Here is a 17,141-nt window from a genome sequence, read left to right on the forward strand (position 1 = left end):
ATACCATAATATTGTATGTCAATAATTCTTGTTCCTGCCACGCGAGCCTGCTATCGCAAAGTTATGACCCATCCCGGCCTCAGCAAAATTCAGACCCCCCCCAAGACCCTGCGCGACATCGTGCAGGACCAGATGCGCGATGCCATCATTGCGGGGCATTTCAAGCCTGGTGAGCGACTGGTCGAGCGGCCCCTGTGCGATCAACTTGGGGTCAGCCGAACCGTGATCCGCGAGACCATCCGCTATCTCGAAGCCGAAGGGCTGGTCGACATCCTGCCCGGCAAAGGCCCGATCGTGGCCCGGATGAGCTGGGATGATGCCCGGCAGATCTATGACATCCGGCGCATGCTTGAGACCTCCGCTGCCATGACTTGTGCCCGTCAGATGACGCCGGATTTGGAAAACCGCCTCAGGGGGGCGCTGAAAGATTTGAAACAGGTGCTTGGATCCGATGCGCCCGCCGCCCTTTTTCAGGCGACCTCGGCTTTTTATCAGGTCATTTTTGATGGCGCAGGTCACAGCATTGCCTGGGAGGTCGTGCAACGTCTGAATGGCCGGATCAGCCGTCTGCGCATGATGACATTGTCCAGCACGGATCGCGACCAACCAGGCCCCGTGCATATGCAAGCGATTTGTGACGCCGTCACCTCGGGCGATGCCGAGGCAGCGCGGGCTGCCATCAACCGCCACCTTGACGACACAACCCGCATCGCCGAACATCTGCTTGCAGGGCAGGTATCCGAGAAGGCCTAAGCCTATCTCACGGCTGCTCTAGCCGTGAAACCCTGAAATACGGGACCGGCAGAGGGTGCGGATTTCCTCAAGCAGGCGTGCATATTCGGGCGTATCAAGCGCGGCATAATGAAAATTCTTCATCAACCCGGTGAGTTGCGTGAAAAACTGGCGCGCCTCGCCCTTGTCAGCGAATTTCGGGCGCGCGCTACACACTTCATAGATTAGCCCAAAGGTCAGTTTCTGCCGTTCCAGCGGCACCGTCGCATCCACATCGTCAAACGCGTCCTGCTGCAGATAGACCATGTCAAGGAACAGGGCGGCCTGCTGGGTGACGAAATCCTCAAGCGTCACGCCTTCCTCGCCGGTGACCTGCATCATCTGGCTGATCTGGTCGCCACGCTCCAGCAACGCCTGCATCTCTTTCACCCGCCCGACCCAGCCGGGTTTGACCTGTCGTTCGTACCAGTCGGACAGTTGGTCCTGATAGCGCGACCAGCTCAGCAGCGGATCAACGGCGGGGTAAAAGCGCTTGTAGGCCCTTTCCGAAGACAGCCCTAGAAAGCACTTGACCGTGGACAGGGTCGATTGCGTGACTGGTTCGTCAAAGTTGCCCCCCGCAGGCGACACGGTGCCGATCAGGGTCAGGCTGCCACTGTCGCCATCATTGGTACGGATCACGCCCGCGCGCTCGTAAAGTCCCTTGATCGAGCTTTCCAGATAGGCGGGGAACCCTTCTTCCCCGGGGATTTCCTCGAGCTTGCCCGAGGTTTCCCGCATCGCCTGCGCCCAGCGCGAAGTGCTGTCGGCGATCAACAGAACGTTCAACCCCATCTGGCGGTAATACTCGCCCAACGTGATGCCCGTAAAGATTGACGCCTCGCGCGCCGCAACCGGCATGGAAGAGGTGTTGCAGATAATGATGGTCCGGTCCATCAGGCTTCCGCCCGAGGTCGGATCGGTCATTTTCGGAAATTCGTTGATCGTCTCCACCACCTCACCCGCGCGTTCGCCGCAGGCCACAACGATCACGATATCGACCTTGGCATTGCGCGCAATCAGGTTCTGCAGCACGGTCTTGCCCGCCCCGAATGGTCCGGGGATGCAGGCCGTGCCCCCCCGCGCAATCGGAAAGAAGGTGTCAATCAGACGCTGCGACGTCAGAACGGGTTCGTTCGGATAGGTCCGCTGGGACAAGGCGCGCTTCAGAAGATGGCTGGGCAAAGGGCGGCGCACCGGCCACCGTTGCGACAGCGTCAGCGCATGTTCGCCACCATTTTCGTCCACCAGACGTGCCACGGTGTCATGCACCTGCGCCGCGCCTTCCTGAATCCAGACGACCTTGTACCGGCCGGGCCAGTTGAACGGTACCATGATCTTGTGGCTGAACCGCCCCTCGGGCACTGCGCCGATGCTGTCGCCGGCCTCGACGGTGTCGCCCACCTTGACCGAGGGCGCGAAGGACCATTTTGCTTGCTGGTCGATGGCGGGTACATCCACACCACGCGGAAGGAAGGTGCCATAGCTGGCCGCGACCTTGGGCAAAGGGGATTGCAGCCCGTCATATACCCGCCCCAGCAATCCTGGCCCCAGCTCGACCGACAGCATGAGGCCAGTTTGTGCAACCGGATCGCCCACCGCGACACCGGCCGTGCTCTCGTAGACCTGCACATCCGCCGTGTCGCCCCGTACCTGCAGCACCTCGGCCTTGAGCTGTTCCTGCCGTCCGCCTGGACCGGGGCGCGAAGGCAGAATGTAAACCACCTCGTTTTTGACCAGGTGCCCGGGCGTGCCGTCCGCTTCGGGCAGCGCCTGAATTTTCACAAGGTCTTCCTGAACTACAACGACGCGCGCGGTGGCAGTCTGTTCGGTTGATGTGGGGGCGTTCATGCATGCTCTCCCTGAAATCGGATTTCGCCGCGTTTGGCCATGGCCTGCGCGGCAAGGGTGTCAAATCGGTGGGCGGCGGCGGCGGGCACGCTTTGGGCCCAGCGGTCAAAAATGCTCCAGCTCAGCACGTAAATCGCGACCGCCTCGAAATCGAAAAGATGGCGGGTGGCGTGCCGTTTCAGCAGCCGATAGCTGGTTTCAAGGATATGCCGTTCCAACGCCAGAGGTTCGTCCGCCTCAAGCAGACGTTGGGCCTCGGGCAGCCAAGGCATCGCCCGCGACAGTCCAAAGGCCGTTTCGGACCAGTGCGCGGGAATGTGACGCTCCCACCGGCCCACGCCAAACGGGCCCGGCGGCGGGGTTTTCCCGTCGCGGCGCAAGCGCAGCGCCGCCATCGCCGTGCGCAAATCCATGCGTTCCAGCACAATGCGGCGCAAGGTTGGCTGCGGAATATGGGCAAGCGTGTCTTTCGCACGCTTTACCACCGCCGCCTCGGTCACATCCATCGCATAGGCATTCCAGCTCAGCACATGTTCCAGCCGCGCCAACACGGCCGCATCCTCGGGCGCGAGCGCCTTCAACCGCCGGTCCAGCCGCAGCCGCGACAGGGGCGGTTTCTTGGCGATGAACAGCCGCTCGGAACTGGGCAGGCTGCACATCAGCGCGGTATAGGCGTCGCGGTCAGACATGTTAGCGGATCACACCCTCAAGCACGGCCTGAAAGCGAGGCTGCAGGTGTTCAAGCAAGACAGACCCGACCGCCTTGTCGCTAAGGTCGAGCAACACACCGTCCCCGTCCGAACGCATCCGGATGCCTTCGCTCAGATCGTCCGCCACATGCAGGATCACATCTTCGCGCAGCATTTCTGCAGTCAGACCAAGCACATATTTGGTCAGCTTTCCGTGCTGGATATCATCGGCGTTCTTCTTGATGTCTTCGGGGGTCGCCGCCTTCTCTGGCAGGATCACCTCGACCTTGCCCTCAAGCCCGGCCTGACGCGCTGTAGAGCCGACAACCTCGAGGATCAGCTGTCGCAGCAGATCGGGATCGGCCATTTCCTGCGTCACCAGACGCTGCACATCGGCGGCAAAGCGGCGGGTGAGTTCGCTTTTCATCGACAACACCGCGTCGCGCATCGCGGTGTTCAGCGCCTCTTTGCCTGCGTTGACGTAATTGTCCGCCTCGGTATGCGCCTTGCGCAGATAAGCGGTAGCCTCTTTCTTGGCGTCGGCCACGATGCGTGCGGCCTCGGCTTCGGCCTCGGCCAGAATGCGGTCGGCCTCGGCACGGCCTTCGGCGATCCCGTCATTGCGCAGTTTCGCGATCAGTTCATCGACGCCATGTGAAACAATGCCCTCTTTCGACATCAGCCGATCCCCCCGCTGATCACCAGCGCAAAGACAAAGGCAAAGACGCCGAATCCTTCAATGATCGCCGCCGGAGCCAGCGCGAGGCCAAAGATCTCGGGCTTTTCCTTGGCGGCGTTGATGGCGGACGCACAGGCGCGCCCCTGCCAGATTCCGCAATACAGCATCGCGATCCCGGCCAGGATACCCACGCCAAACAGCCCGCCCGAGTTTTCTGGGGTCACCTCGCGGTTCAGTGTGAACATGATGACGATCCCGTAGATTACGAAGGTGGACGGAAAGGCCGAAATCCCGACGAAACGGCCATAGCCCCCGTCAGTTTCGGTCATGGCGCCGATACTGGCCTGCCCCGCAATCGCGCATCCCACAGCCGAAGCCACCGCACCCAGCGCCATCGGCGCGTAAATTCCAAGCCACCCAAGGGCCATGACAAGTTCATTCATTCCTGAACCTCCTTGCGGGCCAGCGGGCGAAAGGCAACGCCCTCGTCCGGGAGACCCCATTTGTAAAATTCGATGTAATTCAGTCGCAGCCCGTGCACGACGCCGCTCATCAGGGCGAGTCCGAAGTTGAGCGCGTGCCCCACCAGCATGATCAACAGCCCGAACAGTATTCCGGGACCTTCCATCGCGTGCATCACGCCGACAGCCAGATCGTTGAAGGTGATCGCCAGAGACGCCGATGCGAGGCCCAGCGCGAACAGGCGCATGTAGCTCAGCACATCGCCAAAAGCCCCCATGGCACCGCTAAGCGCCTTGGCCCCGTCCAGTGCCCGCCAAAGCCAGTCCACCGGCCCCTTGATGTCCCGATCGCTGGAACACAGGAAGACGGCCAGCAACCCGCCCGCAAGCGCGGCAACGGGCAGCCCCGTGTCCTGCCCGGCCATGCTGCCCCGCCACAGCATTAGTCCGGCGACAAGGGCCACAGCCCAGCCGAGATTGGCATAGGCGCGTCGTCGCCCGCGCGCGGCATAAGCCGCCAACAGGTTCGCAATCACGAGATGCAGCACACCGATCACAATCGACAGCAACATCATCGTGTCAAAGTCACCCAATGTCAGCACCTGCATCTGGCCGAGCAGTGTCTGCGGGTCGGGCGAAACCCCGAAATAGCTGCCGACAAGGACACCATAGCCAATTGTACAGACTGCAATGATGACCCCCAGCCTCCGCCAGGACCGGCGCGCAACACTTTTGCCAAGGCTGCGCCAGCCCAGAAGCAGCCCTGCCAGGATCAACAGGCCGTAGCCCGCATCCGCCACGATCATGGCAAAGAATATTGCAAATGAAATCAGCAGCATCACGGTGGGGTCCCAGCCACGGGCGCTGGGCACCTGATAGAACATGGCCAGATCGACACCGGCGCTGCGCGTGTCTGGCTGTTCCAGCAGTGTCGGAGGCAGCTCATCAGCCCGGGGATCTTCGATCGTGACAGCCAGCCCGCGCGCACGCGCCCCCGCCAGCACTGCTTCGACCCTGTCGACCGGCACCCAGCCCTGAACCGCGAACAGGCGGTCCTCTTCCAGAACCTGCTGCTCTGCATGAGCCAGTTCCGCACGGCTTTCGGCCTCGGACAGGTTTTTCCGCATCAGATCAAGATAGCGCGTGCAGGCCAGACGTTCGGCCTCCAGCGCCTCGAGCGCGATCTCGGTATCTTCGAGGTCTTCCTCGAGCTTGTGCAAGGGGCGTGCGCCGGTATGTGTGCGCGCCACGGGCAACACATCGTCGGGCGGTTCTTCCTGCGCGATCAGTACCACGTAGAGAAAACGGTGGTCGGTGCCTAGGATCGACCATGGATAGGCCACCGCGTCCAGCGCTTTACGGTGTTTGACCGGAAGGCGGTAGAACCACAGACGGTGGCCCGCCAGTGCATCATGGGGCGGGAAATCCAAATCCCACCACGGGCGCACCTCGCGGATGCGATGCGCCAGAAAGTCGCGCCGGTCACGGGTTTCGCGGATACGGTGCATCAGGCCCTGCACCTCGGCCACGAAGCGGGTCATGTCGAAATCGGGCGCGCGCCGTACCTGCCGGCGCGGATTGCCCACCTCGGCCAGAAAGCGCAGCGCGGCATAGGCATCCCTGGCCCCGCGTGCCGTGATCTCTTCGGGGGCGTCCGGCAAGGGCACCAAGGGCACAAGATGCATGCAGCCCAGCGCCTGCAGAAAATCCAGCGTGACCCGACGGTCGCCCGCATCTCCGATCAGGGTAAGTTTTTTCAACTGGGCTACTGTCATGATGCAGCCCTCTTTTTCTTGGATAGCTTCGAGCGCACGACCCCCTGAATCTGTTCGTCATTCAGGTAGATCCGGATGCGTTTGATATTCGCGCGGGTCTGCGGGATCAGGACCTTTTCGAATAGATTGACACGTTGCGTGATCGTATCCACCGCCTTTTCGAACAGCACAACGCGTTGCTCGGCCACGGCGACCCGAAGGCGGGCCTCGATCACCTGTTTCAAGAGGTCCGCTGCCGTGTCCACCCAATGCGGCTTGGCCATAGGAGAATAGGGACGGACCGCAATCTCGACACCGGAAAGTTCCGGCACCTTAACGCCGACCACGTTGACCTCGGCCAGATCATAGGCGGTCAATTCGACCAGCCCATCGAGGTCAATGTCTCTCTGAGCCAGCATCGGCAGACGTTCACCCACCTCTTGCACCAGCGCATCCACCTCGGCGCGCAGGGCTTTGGCCTCGGTTCGGGCACGGGCGCGTTCGCCCATGAGCTGCTGACGTTTCAAATCCAGCGAGGGCAGGAAACGCTCGTAACTCTGAAGCTGCGCCGCCTGACGCGCCAGAGAGGACTTATTCAGCTGCAGCCGCGCCATCGGACCCTTTCGGGAAATACTTGTCGATCAGGGATTGCTTCATCAAAAGCTGCTCGGCCTCGAAACACTCGGCCATCGTTGCCCAGCCAAGATCAAGCGCCTCTTCCAGCGGCATCGAGACATCCAGCTTCATGAACCGCTCTCGGAACAGCGCCCCGAACTTCAGAAGTTGCAGGTCATAGTCGGATAGATCAAACGCCATCGCCTGTTTCTGGGCCGCATCGCGCGATTCAGAATACAGGCGGATCATGGTGTTCATGATCTGGCCATGATCCTCGCGCGTGGTCTTGCCAATCACGTTCTGCTTGAGCCGCGACAGGCTGCCGAACGGGTCCAGCATGCCGGAATGCAGATAGAACTGCCCTTCGGTGATATAGCCGGTATTGTCGGGCACGGGATGGGTCACGTCATTGCCGGGCATGGTGGTCACCGCAAGAATAGTCACCGACCCGCCGCGGGAAAAGTCGCAGGCCTTTTCATATCGCCGCGCAAGCTGGGAATAGAGGTCACCCATGTACCCACGGTTGGACGGCACCCGTTCCTGGCTGATCCCGACCTCTTTCATGGCGTCGGCATAGGCGGTCATATCCGTCATGGCCACGAGCACACGCTTGCCCTCTTCTACCGCGAACTTCTCGGCCACGGCCAGCGCCATATCCGGAACCAGAAGGCGTTCAACCAGCGGGTCCATCGCCTGATTGACGAACATCACCGTGCGCGAGAACACGCCGGCATCTTCAAAAGCCTGACGGAAGGTGTGGAAGTCGTCAAAGATCAGCCCCAGCCCGCCAAACACCACGATATCGGCGTCGGCCTGAATGGCGATCCGGGACAGGAACGCATTGAACGGCTCGCCCGAGACCGAAAAAATCGGGATTTTCTGGCTTTCGACAAGGGTGTTGAACACGTCGATCATCGGCACATCAGTGCGGATCATGCGGTTGGGTACCGTGCGCTCGACCGGGTTGACCGACGGGCCGCCGATACTGACGCGCGGCTCGGCGCTCAAATCCGGCCCGCCATCAATCGTTTCGCCAGCCCCGTTGAACACGCGTCCAAGGATATTCCCGGAATAAGGCACCTGCATAGGGCGTCCCAGAAAGGTCGCCGTGGCCTCGGTCGAGATGCCCTTGGTGCCGGAATAAACCTGCAAGGTCACAACATCATGGTCGATAAAGATCACCTGCGCGAGGGACTTAATCCCGTCCACGGTTGCAATCATGGCAAGGTCCCCGAACCGAACCGCAACCGCGCGGTCATCGCCGGGGGGGACGCGCACCTTGATGGTGTCGCCTACGATTTCAAGAACGCGGGTATATCTGAGCAGATTTTGCGACATGGCAGACCCCTGTCACCAATGGTTTGTCCCGCCTTTTGGGGGATCCGGAGGCGAGTCGGAATGCTTTATCTCAGACTACCCTGCTGCTTCGGGTATACAAGCAAGACTTGGGGGAAGGCCCGAGTTTTCCCTGAACGGCCCCGCCCCTGCCCTGACCGCGGGCACCGCATGGGATTGCTCGACATTTTTGTGACGCGCGCCCAAGGTGACACGACGACGCGAAAAGGAGACACAGATGAATTTTAACCAGCCCCTTGGCGGAAACGAGATGCCCCGGTTCGGCGGGCTGCCGACCATGATGCGCCTGCCCCATCAGGACAGCGCGGCAGGGCTGGATGCCTGTTTTGTCGGCATTCCCATGGATATCGGCACCTCGCACCGGTCCGGCACGCGGTTTGGTCCGCGCCAGATACGCGCCGAAAGCGCAATGATCCGGCCCTACAACATGTGGACCAAGGTTTCTCCTTTCGATTCTCTCCAAATCGCAGATATCGGAGATGTCGCGATCGACACGTTTGACCTGAAAAGATCGGTGCAGATCATCGAAGAGGCGTATGACGAGATCTTAAGCCACGGTGCCATTCCCTTGACACTTGGGGGGGATCACACACTCAGCTATCCGATCCTGCGCGCGATGGCCAAGAAACACGGGCCGGTCGGGCTGGTTCACGTGGATGCCCATGCCGATATCAACGACCTGATGTTCGGCGAGAAACTCGCCCACGGTACCCCGTTCCGGCGCAGCCACGAGGAGCGTTTGATCGACCCCGCGCGAGTCTGCCAGATCGGACTCAGGGCAACCGGCTATGAGGCGGGCGATTTCGACTGGCCCCGCGAACAGGGTTGGCGCGTCGTTCAGGCCGAGGAAATCTGGTACAAGTCGCTTGCCCCACTGATGGAAGAGGTCCGCACCCAGATGGGAGATGGGCCTGTTTACCTCAGCTTTGATATCGACAGTTTCGATCCCGCATATGCCCCCGGTACCGGAACGATGGAACCGGGCGGGCTGACGTCCCATCAGGGCATTGAACTTGTGCGCGGGCTGGCGGGGCTGGACATCGTCGGTTGTGACCTGGTCGAGGTCTCGCCGCCCTATGACACTTCGGGTGCCACGGCCAATCTGGCGGCAAACATCCTGTTCGAGATGCTCTGTGTGCTGCCGGGCGTCAAGGCGCGCGGCTGATCTTGGGGCAGAGTTGACACAAGTCATGGACGGACCCTCCGCACGTCGTGGACTGTAGCCCAAACAGACAAAGCACGCAGCAAAGCAGGCCCGCGTCGGCTTGACGGAGGACGATCATGACCCAGCAATCCCAAGGCGCCAAGGTGGCGGCCCTTGTCGGCCCCTATTCCACAGGCAAAACCACCTTGTTCGAAGACATCCTTTTTGCCGCAGGTGCAATCCCGCGGCGCGGATCGGTCAAGGACGGCACCAGTGCGGGCGACACCGGCCCCGAGGCACGCGCGCGCAACATGTCGACCGAGATGAACATCGCCTCGTTCGACTATCTCGGGGATCCGTGGACGGTGATCGACTGTCCGGGGTCAGTCGAACTCATCCATGACGCGCAATGCGCCATGATGATCGCCGATGTGGTTGTCGTGGTGTGTGATCCGAAACCCGATCGCACCGTGACACTGTCGCCGCTGCTGCGTTTTCTGGATGAACGCAATATCCCGCACTTCGTCTATATCAACAAGATGGACCATGAAGAGGCGTCCGTGCGCGCCACTTTCGAGGCACTGCAAGGCGTGTCGGCACGCCCGCTTTTGCTGCGCGAAATCCCGATCCGCGACAACGACGGGCATGTGACCGGCATGGTCGATCTGGTCAGCGAACGGGCCTGGCGGTGGGAACCGCACAAGAAATCCGAGATGATCACACTGCCCAAGGACATGGTCGCAACTGAAGATGAAGCCCGCAATACCATGCTGGAAACACTGGCCGATTTTGATGACGATCTGATGATGGAACTGCTCGAGGACGTGGTACCTTCGACAGATGAGGTCTATGCCAACCTTGTGCAGGACCTGCGCGAAGACCTGATCGTACCGGTGTTCTTTGGTTCGGCCGAAAACGAAAACGGTATCAACCGCCTGATGAAAGCGCTGCGCCATGATGCGCCCAGCGTTGCGGATACCGTGGCCCGTTTGGGTCTGCCCACGTCCGGAAAGGTGGCGCAGGTGTTCAACACAGCCTTTGCCGGCAAGGCGGGCAAACTGTCGTTCGCACGGGTCTGGTCGGGCGAAATTGCCGATGGCGACACGCTGAACGGCACCCGCGTGGCCAGCGTGCGCAAACATGTCGGCGCAAAATCAGATCTGGTGGGCAAGGCCTCTGTGGGCGAGGTTGTATCGCTGGGCCGTATGGCGGACATCCACACCGGCGCGCTTCTGAGCGAAGACGGCAGCGCAACTGCTGACTGGCCCGCTCCACCGTCGCCCGTGTTCAGCGTTGCCCTGCAAACCGAACATCACGCCGACGAAGTGCGTCTGTCGGCTGCGCTGGCGCGGCTGAACGAGGCCGACCCCTCGATCAAGGCCGAACATAATCAGGACACCGGGGAACTCGTGCTGTCGGGTCAGGGGACGGTGCAGCTGCAAATCGCGCTCAAACATCTTGAGGCGGACGCGGGCCTGACCCTCACGCAATCCACGCCCGTCGTGCCTTTCCGCGAAACCATTGCCAAAGGCACCAGCCAAAAAGCCCGCCACAAGAAACAGTCGGGCGGACATGGTGAGTTTGCCGATGTCGAAATCGAAATCAGGCCGCTGCCCCGCGGCCAAGGGTTTGCCTTTGATGACAGGATCGTTGGCGGTGCGGTGCCGAAACAGTATATTCCCGCGGTCGAAAAAGGCGTGCGCGCCTTCCTTGAAAAAGGGCCCAGCGGTTATCCCATCGTAGATGTCGCCGTGACGCTCGTGGACGGCAAACACCACAATGTCGACAGTTCGGAAATGGCCTTCCAGAAAGCTGCCATCAAGGCGATGTCCGATGCCCTGCCGAAATGCAAACCCATCAAACTGGAGCCGATCCACAAGGTCAGCCTTGGGGTGCCTTCGGAATTCACGCCCAAAGTGCAACGGATCGTATCCGGGCGGCGCGGGCAGCTTTTGGGCTTTGATGCCAAACCGGGCTGGTCCGGATGGGACGAGGTGCAGGCCCTGATCCCGCTTGCGGAAATGGCCGACATCGTGACCGAACTGCGCTCGGTCAGCCTCGGAGTCGGGACGTTCGTGTCAGAATTCGACCACCTGCAACCGGCCTGACCCCCCCCGCCGGTCAGAGCAGGGCTTCGATCCGCTCAAGCGTCGCCACGTTGATCGCCACACCGCTAGCGGCGGCCGTGCGGCGTTTGCCGCCGCGCCCGTCTCCGGGCAGATGCGCCCCGTCCTGATCACGAATGGCGGCGACAAGATCGCCCATCCGGTCAGCAAACAGCCCGCCCGACGTGGCAGCGGGATCAATCGCAATGAAAAACTGGCCCGTGCGGGGCGGGCCACCCGCCGTGCCCGAGAACGGAGAGGCATGAATGCCCAGCGTTGCCCCGGTCATGGCCGCCGCCATGATCTCGGTCAAAAGGGCAATGCCCACGCCCTTGTACCCGCCAGACGGGGCCATGGACCCCTGCAATCCGACCTCGGGGTCGGTGGTAGGGTTGCCGTCACGGTCCAGCGCCCAGCCCACGGGGATGGGTTTGCCTTCACGCGCGTGTTTCATCACCTCGGACTTGGCGATTGTGCTGGCCGACTGGTCTATCAGGATCTCGGGCTGGCCATCCGCAGCGGGTGCAGCCACCGAAAACGGGTTGGTGCCGACTACGGGTTTCGATCCCCCCGACGGCGCGATGGAGGCAGGCGCATTGGTAAAGCCAAGCCCTAAAAGCCCGGCCTGCGCCAGACGAAAGGTGTGATACCCCAGGACGCCGCAATTATAGCTGTTCTCGATTGCCAGCGCCGCAATCCCCTGTTCGCGCGCCAGCGGGATCAGTCGCTCAAACCCCGCGTCAATCGCGGGATGCGCAAACCCCGTCGCCGCATCGACCTTGACCACCGCAGGGCGCGGCTGTGTCAAGACGGGGGTGGCCTGTCCATCAACCTTGCCGCATTGGACATGCTCGCAATAGATCGGGATATAGGCCAGACCGTGGCTGGCAACCCCGTCGGCCTCGGTCGCAGCCGTGGCAGTTGCCAGCGGGCGGGCGTTGGTCTCGGAAGTTCCGGCCGCCACCAGCGCGCGGAACGCCAGATCCTCGATTTCTGTGAGTGTCAGGGTACGTGTGTCCATCGGAACATCCTCAAGTCAGTCGTTATCAGAGAGGCCAGCACCGGCCCCAAGGCGGCGGCTTTCTTCGGTTGCGGGCGCATAGGTCCGGTGGGCGAAACTATCCAGAATTGCCCATGCCGCAGGATCAGGTCGCGCCCGTGTGGCCTTGGGGCCATCGGACTGCGCCGTGCCCGCTGCCATCACTCGGATTCGCGGGGCGATATCGGGCAACGCCTCTTCCATCCAAAGCGCCGCACCATCCGTAATCGCGCGAGCACCGCTACACTCGACTGTCAGCACCGTCTGCAACCGGCGCGCTGCCATAGCGACGAAGGGTAAGAGCACGAGCGGCTGCACAAGATTCACAACCGAAAAACCGTCTACCGGAATACGCGCTGCGCAATCGGACAGATGCGCCCCCTGCGCAATGGGACAGGATTCCGGCGCGGGCCTGGCCTCTAGCAAAACTGCCAAAACCCCAACCCCATCCTGACCTTGGGCACATAACCAGCGCGTCGCCTTTGCGGCCTCTTCGGCAAGGCCCCAGGAATACCCCGCCCCGCGTGCGGCGCGTTTGGCCATGGCCTCGACCTCGTTCAGGGCAAAGGTCATGGTGCCGCCTCGGGATAGACCCAGAAATCGGCGTTCGCCTCTGTCAATGCCTCGGGGTACGGGGCGCCTGCATACATGCAAATCCGGACCCAGCGGTCCGAGCGTGGATCGAAATGGGTCGCGCCAAAGAATGACAGCTTGGCGCGCAGCATATCGATGGGCAACACATCCTGCGAGATCGTGTTCGAGCGGATTTCCCCATAAGGCGCAAATTCCGAGATCTGGGCACGGCGCACGCTGTGGCGATGCTCGGGATGCATAAGCAACACCTCTGCGATTGGCGTTTCGGCGGCATATCCGGCCAATAGCATATGAAGCGCCGCCGCGTCCCGTGCAGGCGCGAGGGGTTGTTCATAAGGGGCGATAGGTTCCTCGAACCGTTCCCCAAGACGGGGTTCCAGCTTTTCCTCGGACACGTACCAGACCCGCGCGCAGTTGGCCGGTTCCTGCCAGTCGACATCCAGCGCCCAGCCGAAACTGTTTTCCAAAAGGCGTCGCACCTGTGCCACCGGCATCGCGCCGTCGATAATGTGCCGGTCCGACGCTGCATCCGCCATGCAATGACCCAGAGAGTCAACCATCGCGCCATAGGGTTCAAGGATGAGTGAGGCGACAAATTCCTGCCCTTCCTCGCTGAGATGACCCTGCGCCCAGACCATCAGGGCATCCCAAGGTTGAGGACCGGTCAGGTCTGTCTTGGCCAAATACCAATCCAAAGCAGCCAGATCACGCTTGAGATCGGTCAGTTTTCGGATTTGCACCGGATGTTCGGTGCGCCAGCGTGCGACCAGCGTTTTTGAACGCCGGAATATCTCTTGAAAGCAGGCAAGTTCGTCCTGCGATGCCGTCGGCAGGCTGCGAACCTGTGCGATGGCCTCTTCCCGCGCCATGATCCAGTTGTTGAACAGGACGGGATGGTTCACGATAAAGGGCGCCATCCCAAGCCCGGTGGAGTTCCCGATGCCAACGCGGTTGGCAATCGCAGGGTCCAGACCGATGGCGGCATCCCCTCCAACGGCGCTGGCCATGTGCTCGACCAGGTCGCGCACGAACCAGCGCGTCAGGTAGACAGATAGCATTTCAACTTGGAACGGGGCTTGCAGTTCAGCCCGCGCCGCGACCACTTCGCGATCTGCCGCGCCCAGCTTGCCCGATCCATAGACCGCCGTGGTCCGCATCAGGTATCCGACCTCTTCCAGCCGCGTCAGATCGGGCTGGCGGCCTTGGGACAGCGCCTCAACGAAATGCGCCCAAAGCCGCACCGACCGGTTGGCGCGGGACACAGACAGCTCTTTCTCGCTGACGCGTCCTGCCTCTTGTAGGGGAACATTCCGGGCCAGACGGTCGATATCCGCCGCCTCGGGGATACCATCAAACAGGGTAAAGGTCGCATCCCATGCCGTGGCGATCACCCGGTCCGACCGCAGGTGATCCGGCAGATCATGCGCAAAAGCGATAAGGGAATAGGCCCGCTCCGGCCCTGTGGCGGTATAGACCGCGTGGCCGACACCTTGGACGTCAATATCAAAGATCCGCCGTTCGAACGACCAGTTTTCACGCGCCATACGGCGGGTCAGCTGGCGCATGAAACTCAGGCGGCACTGATGCAACGAGCCCAGTCGCGACAGGTGCATGACCTCGTCCGGGGCACGCCGCGCGATCATCCCGCCACCCCTTGCTGGCCGAAGTTCTCGGCAAAAAATCGATACCAGTTTTTCCCCATCACGGCGGCGACCTCTTCGCTGTTCATACCCACAGACCTAAGGCCCTTTTCGATATTTCCAAAATCACGGTTGTCGTGGAACCAGTCCGGCATGGGCGGAAACCCGGGTTTATCGGCGGATCCTTCGCCATAGTCGATCTCTTTAGTCCAGCGCCCCACACGCATCCATTCGACCACGCTATCAGGCTGATCCTGGCACAGGTCCGTCCCGATCCCCAGATGTTCAACGCCATACTTTTCGGCCGTGCGCGCAATCATTTCGCAGAAACTATGCAGCGTGCATTGTGAGCCATCCCGCAAATGATGCGGATAAATCGAAAACCCCAGCATGCCACCATTCTGTGTGACTGCCCGGATCACGTCGTCACGCTTGTTGCGCATGGCGGGATGCCAGTCATGGGGGTTGGCGTGGGTGATGGCGATGGGTCGCTCGGACAGGTCCGCCGCTTCGATGGTTGACCGGTCGGCAGAATGGCTCATGTCCACGACCAGCCCGACACGGTTCATTTCCTTGATGACCTGCTTGCCCATGCGGGTGATGCCGCTGTCGTCGGATTCGTAACATCCCGCCGCCAGAAGGGACTGGTTGTTATAGGTCAACTGCATGAACCGTGCGCCCAGTGTATGCAGAATTTCGACCAGCCCGATATCATCCTCAATCGGCGAAGGATTCTGGAACCCGAAAAAGATGGCGGTGCGTCCAGTGGCGCGCGCCCTGTCGATATCATTGGCGCATTGGCCTTTGAGGATCAGGTCGGGGAACTGTTCGAACCAGCGGTTCCACCGTTCGAAATTCTGCACCGTTTCGCGAAAGCCCTCGTGATAGGCGATGGTGACATGCACCGCATCGACCCCGCCCTCGCGCATCTGACGAAAGATCTTTTCCGACCAGTTGGCATATTGCAGGCCGTCAATGCGCATCAGTCGGGATCCCCCGCCGCGATATAGGCCGTTTTGACCGTGGTATAGAATTCGGCTGCCGCCTTGCCCTGTTCGCGCGGCCCGTAGGAGCTGTCACCGCGCCCACCGAAAGGCACGTGGTAATCCGTACCTGCCGTCGGCAGGTTGACCGTGACAACACCCGTGCGCGCGTTGCGTCGGAAATGGGTTGCCCGCGAAAGGGACCGGGTCACGATACCCGAGGTCAGGCCGAAATTGGTATCATTCACCACGGCCAACGCCTCGTCATAGCCCTCAACCTTGATGACACTGGTCAATGGCGCAAACATTTCCTCGCGGTTGATGCGCATCGCGTTATGCGTGTTCAGAAATACGCCGGGAGACATGTAAAACCCGTCATGCGGCATCTCGAGACGCGCGCCGCCACAGGCCAGTTCGGCCCCTTCCGACAGGCCCAGCGCGACATAAGCAAGGTTCTCATCAAGCTGCTGCTGGCTGACGACAGGCCCCATCTGGGTGCCTTCTTCAAGGGCGTGTCCGACCTTGAGCGCATCAGTCCCCGCAACAAGTTTCTCGACAAAGGCGTCATGCACCGCCGCATGCACAACAAGACGCGAGGACGCCGTACATTTCTGCCCCGTACCGCCGAACGCGCCCCCAAGGGCCAGCGATACTGCGAGATCAAGATCGGCATCGTCCATTACCGCCAATGCGTTCTTAGACCCCATTTCCATCTGCACCTTGGTCAGGTTCTGGATCGCGGCTGCGGCAATACCCTTGCCCACGGGCACGGACCCCGTAAAGGAAATCGCATCCACCTTGGCGCTTTCGACAAGGCGCTGGCCGATGCCGCCGCCCGCGCCCATGACCAGACTGAACAAACCCTTGGGAATATCCTGACGGCTGATGATCTCGGTCAGGGCGACGGCCGAGGCCGGTGTTGCATTGGCCGGTTTCCAGACCACAGCATTGCCATAGCACAGGGCCGGTGCGATCTTCCACGATGCGGTCGCCGTGGGAAAGTTCCAGGGGCTGATGATCGCCACGGTGCCCACGGGTTCGCGGCGCACATCGACCTCGATCCCCGGACGGACCGAGTCCGCGTTTTCCCCGATCTGGCGCAGACATTCTGCTGCGTAATAGGTGAAGAACTGGCCAGCACGGTACACTTCGCCCTTGCCTTCAGCCAGAGGTTTGCCTTCTTCGCGCGACAGAAGCGTGCCCAGCTCTTCGGCGCGGGCCATCAGCTCACGACCGATCGCATCCAGCACCGCCTGCTTGCGCTCCAGCCCGTACGCTGCCCATTCCTGCTGGGCCACGCGGGCCCGATCCAGCGTGATCTCCAACTGATCGGGGCTCGCCTGTGTATAAAGGCCGATCAAGTCGCTTATGTCAGACGGGTTGCGGTTTTCAATTTCGGTTTCACCGGCCAGCCAATCGCCGGCAATCAGGTTTTTGTGGATCACAGGATTCTCCGGGGT

The 17,141-nt window shown here is 61.3% G+C and carries 15 protein-coding genes; 3 read left to right on the top strand and 12 right to left on the bottom strand.

The annotated features are described in order from the left end of the window. Positions 1-63: 63 nt before the first annotated feature. On the top strand, positions 64-753 hold the full coding sequence (locus tag WNE31_RS15425) for a GntR family transcriptional regulator (protein ID WP_349980842.1): 690 nt from the start codon (positions 64-66) through the stop codon (positions 751-753). A gap of 18 nt (positions 754-771) precedes the next feature. On the opposite strand, the gene WNE31_RS15430 is transcribed toward WNE31_RS15425, so the two are convergent. The 7 genes from WNE31_RS15430 to WNE31_RS15460 are packed head-to-tail and all read right to left on the bottom strand — an operon-like array spanning position 772 to position 8,158. After that, a complete protein-coding gene (locus tag WNE31_RS15430; protein ID WP_349980843.1) occupies positions 772-2,622 on the bottom strand; it encodes a V-type ATP synthase subunit A in 1,851 nt (616 codons plus the stop codon). Beyond that, on the bottom strand, positions 2,619-3,311 hold the full coding sequence (locus WNE31_RS15435) for a hypothetical protein (RefSeq protein ID WP_349980844.1): 693 nt from the start codon (positions 3,309-3,311) through the stop codon (positions 2,619-2,621). The genes WNE31_RS15430 and WNE31_RS15435 overlap by 4 nt, the downstream gene beginning before the upstream one ends. A gap of 1 nt (position 3,312) precedes the next feature. After that, positions 3,313-3,990: a hypothetical protein gene (locus tag WNE31_RS15440; RefSeq protein ID WP_349980845.1), complete on the bottom strand. Its 678-nt coding sequence runs from the start codon at positions 3,988-3,990 to the stop codon at positions 3,313-3,315. Then, positions 3,990-4,433, bottom strand: coding sequence for an ATP synthase subunit C (locus WNE31_RS15445; RefSeq protein WP_349980846.1), 444 nt, complete (start codon positions 4,431-4,433; stop codon positions 3,990-3,992). Before WNE31_RS15445 ends, WNE31_RS15440 begins: the two co-directional genes overlap by 1 nt. Next, on the bottom strand, positions 4,430-6,226 hold the full coding sequence (locus WNE31_RS15450) for a V-type ATP synthase subunit I (RefSeq protein WP_349980847.1): 1,797 nt from the start codon (positions 6,224-6,226) through the stop codon (positions 4,430-4,432). The genes WNE31_RS15445 and WNE31_RS15450 overlap by 4 nt, the downstream gene beginning before the upstream one ends. Continuing rightward, positions 6,223-6,819: a V-type ATP synthase subunit D gene (locus WNE31_RS15455; protein WP_349980848.1), complete on the bottom strand. Its 597-nt coding sequence runs from the start codon at positions 6,817-6,819 to the stop codon at positions 6,223-6,225. Before WNE31_RS15455 ends, WNE31_RS15450 begins: the two co-directional genes overlap by 4 nt. Next, entirely contained in the window at positions 6,797-8,158 is a 1,362-nt protein-coding gene (locus tag WNE31_RS15460; RefSeq protein WP_349980849.1) for a V-type ATP synthase subunit B, read from the bottom strand. The genes WNE31_RS15455 and WNE31_RS15460 overlap by 23 nt, the downstream gene beginning before the upstream one ends. 235 nt (positions 8,159-8,393) lie before the next feature. Between WNE31_RS15460 and speB the strand changes: the two genes are divergently transcribed. Both speB and WNE31_RS15470 read left to right on the top strand, forming a co-directional pair. Then, positions 8,394-9,341 carry an agmatinase gene (gene speB / locus WNE31_RS15465; RefSeq protein WP_349980850.1) on the top strand — a complete coding sequence of 316 codons (948 nt, stop codon included), beginning with the start codon at positions 8,394-8,396 and terminating at the stop codon, positions 9,339-9,341. Between the two features lie 116 nt (positions 9,342-9,457). Further along, positions 9,458-11,428: an elongation factor G gene (locus WNE31_RS15470; RefSeq protein ID WP_349980851.1), complete on the top strand. Its 1,971-nt coding sequence runs from the start codon at positions 9,458-9,460 to the stop codon at positions 11,426-11,428. Positions 11,429-11,441: 13 nt separating this feature from the next. Here WNE31_RS15470 and WNE31_RS15475 read toward each other — a convergent pair whose 3' ends face one another. From WNE31_RS15475 to WNE31_RS15495, 5 genes are read right to left on the bottom strand one after another with little or no spacing between them, the layout of a single operon-like run. Further along, on the bottom strand, positions 11,442-12,446 hold the full coding sequence (locus WNE31_RS15475) for an Ldh family oxidoreductase (RefSeq protein WP_349980852.1): 1,005 nt from the start codon (positions 12,444-12,446) through the stop codon (positions 11,442-11,444). A 15-nt stretch (positions 12,447-12,461) separates the two neighbouring features. Continuing rightward, the gene (locus WNE31_RS15480; protein WP_349980853.1) at positions 12,462-13,037 is read right to left on the bottom strand and encodes a DUF3726 domain-containing protein; all 576 of its coding nucleotides are present in this window, start codon (positions 13,035-13,037) and stop codon (positions 12,462-12,464) included. Then, a complete protein-coding gene (locus WNE31_RS15485) occupies positions 13,034-14,701 on the bottom strand; it encodes a hypothetical protein (RefSeq protein ID WP_349980854.1) in 1,668 nt (555 codons plus the stop codon). Before WNE31_RS15485 ends, WNE31_RS15480 begins: the two co-directional genes overlap by 4 nt. Further along, positions 14,698-15,681 (bottom strand): membrane dipeptidase, encoded by a 984-nt coding sequence (locus WNE31_RS15490; protein ID WP_349980855.1) that lies wholly within the window; start codon positions 15,679-15,681, stop codon positions 14,698-14,700. The genes WNE31_RS15485 and WNE31_RS15490 overlap by 4 nt, the downstream gene beginning before the upstream one ends. Then, a complete protein-coding gene (locus WNE31_RS15495; protein WP_349980856.1) occupies positions 15,681-17,126 on the bottom strand; it encodes an aldehyde dehydrogenase family protein in 1,446 nt (481 codons plus the stop codon). The genes WNE31_RS15490 and WNE31_RS15495 overlap by 1 nt, the downstream gene beginning before the upstream one ends. Positions 17,127-17,141: the final 15 nt, after the last annotated feature.

Origin of the sequence: Shimia fortis, assembly GCF_040225985.1 — a bacterium.
In the GTDB taxonomy this organism is placed as follows: Bacteria; Pseudomonadota; Alphaproteobacteria; order Rhodobacterales; family Rhodobacteraceae; genus Shimia.

What these genes read in the sequence shown, in the direction of transcription:
- WNE31_RS15425 (WP_349980842.1), top strand. Translation starts at nt 64, where the DNA reads ATGACCCATCCCGGCCTCAGCAAAATTCAGACCCCCCCCAAGACCCTG.
- WNE31_RS15445 (WP_349980846.1), bottom strand. Translation starts at nt 4,433, where the DNA reads ATGAATGAACTTGTCATGGCCCTTGGGTGGCTTGGAATTTACGCGCCG.
- speB (WP_349980850.1), top strand. Translation starts at nt 8,394, where the DNA reads ATGAATTTTAACCAGCCCCTTGGCGGAAACGAGATGCCCCGGTTCGGC.
- WNE31_RS15485 (WP_349980854.1), bottom strand. Translation starts at nt 14,701, where the DNA reads ATGATCGCGCGGCGTGCCCCGGACGAGGTCATGCACCTGTCGCGACTG.
- WNE31_RS15435 (WP_349980844.1), bottom strand. Translation starts at nt 3,311, where the DNA reads ATGTCTGACCGCGACGCCTATACCGCGCTGATGTGCAGCCTGCCCAGT.
- WNE31_RS15430 (WP_349980843.1), bottom strand. Translation starts at nt 2,622, where the DNA reads ATGAACGCCCCCACATCAACCGAACAGACTGCCACCGCGCGCGTCGTT.
- WNE31_RS15455 (WP_349980848.1), bottom strand. Translation starts at nt 6,819, where the DNA reads ATGGCGCGGCTGCAGCTGAATAAGTCCTCTCTGGCGCGTCAGGCGGCG.
- WNE31_RS15480 (WP_349980853.1), bottom strand. Translation starts at nt 13,037, where the DNA reads ATGACCTTTGCCCTGAACGAGGTCGAGGCCATGGCCAAACGCGCCGCA.
- WNE31_RS15475 (WP_349980852.1), bottom strand. Translation starts at nt 12,446, where the DNA reads ATGGACACACGTACCCTGACACTCACAGAAATCGAGGATCTGGCGTTC.
- WNE31_RS15460 (WP_349980849.1), bottom strand. Translation starts at nt 8,158, where the DNA reads ATGTCGCAAAATCTGCTCAGATATACCCGCGTTCTTGAAATCGTAGGC.
- WNE31_RS15440 (WP_349980845.1), bottom strand. Translation starts at nt 3,990, where the DNA reads ATGTCGAAAGAGGGCATTGTTTCACATGGCGTCGATGAACTGATCGCG.
- WNE31_RS15490 (WP_349980855.1), bottom strand. Translation starts at nt 15,681, where the DNA reads ATGCGCATTGACGGCCTGCAATATGCCAACTGGTCGGAAAAGATCTTT.
- WNE31_RS15470 (WP_349980851.1), top strand. Translation starts at nt 9,458, where the DNA reads ATGACCCAGCAATCCCAAGGCGCCAAGGTGGCGGCCCTTGTCGGCCCC.
- WNE31_RS15450 (WP_349980847.1), bottom strand. Translation starts at nt 6,226, where the DNA reads ATGACAGTAGCCCAGTTGAAAAAACTTACCCTGATCGGAGATGCGGGC.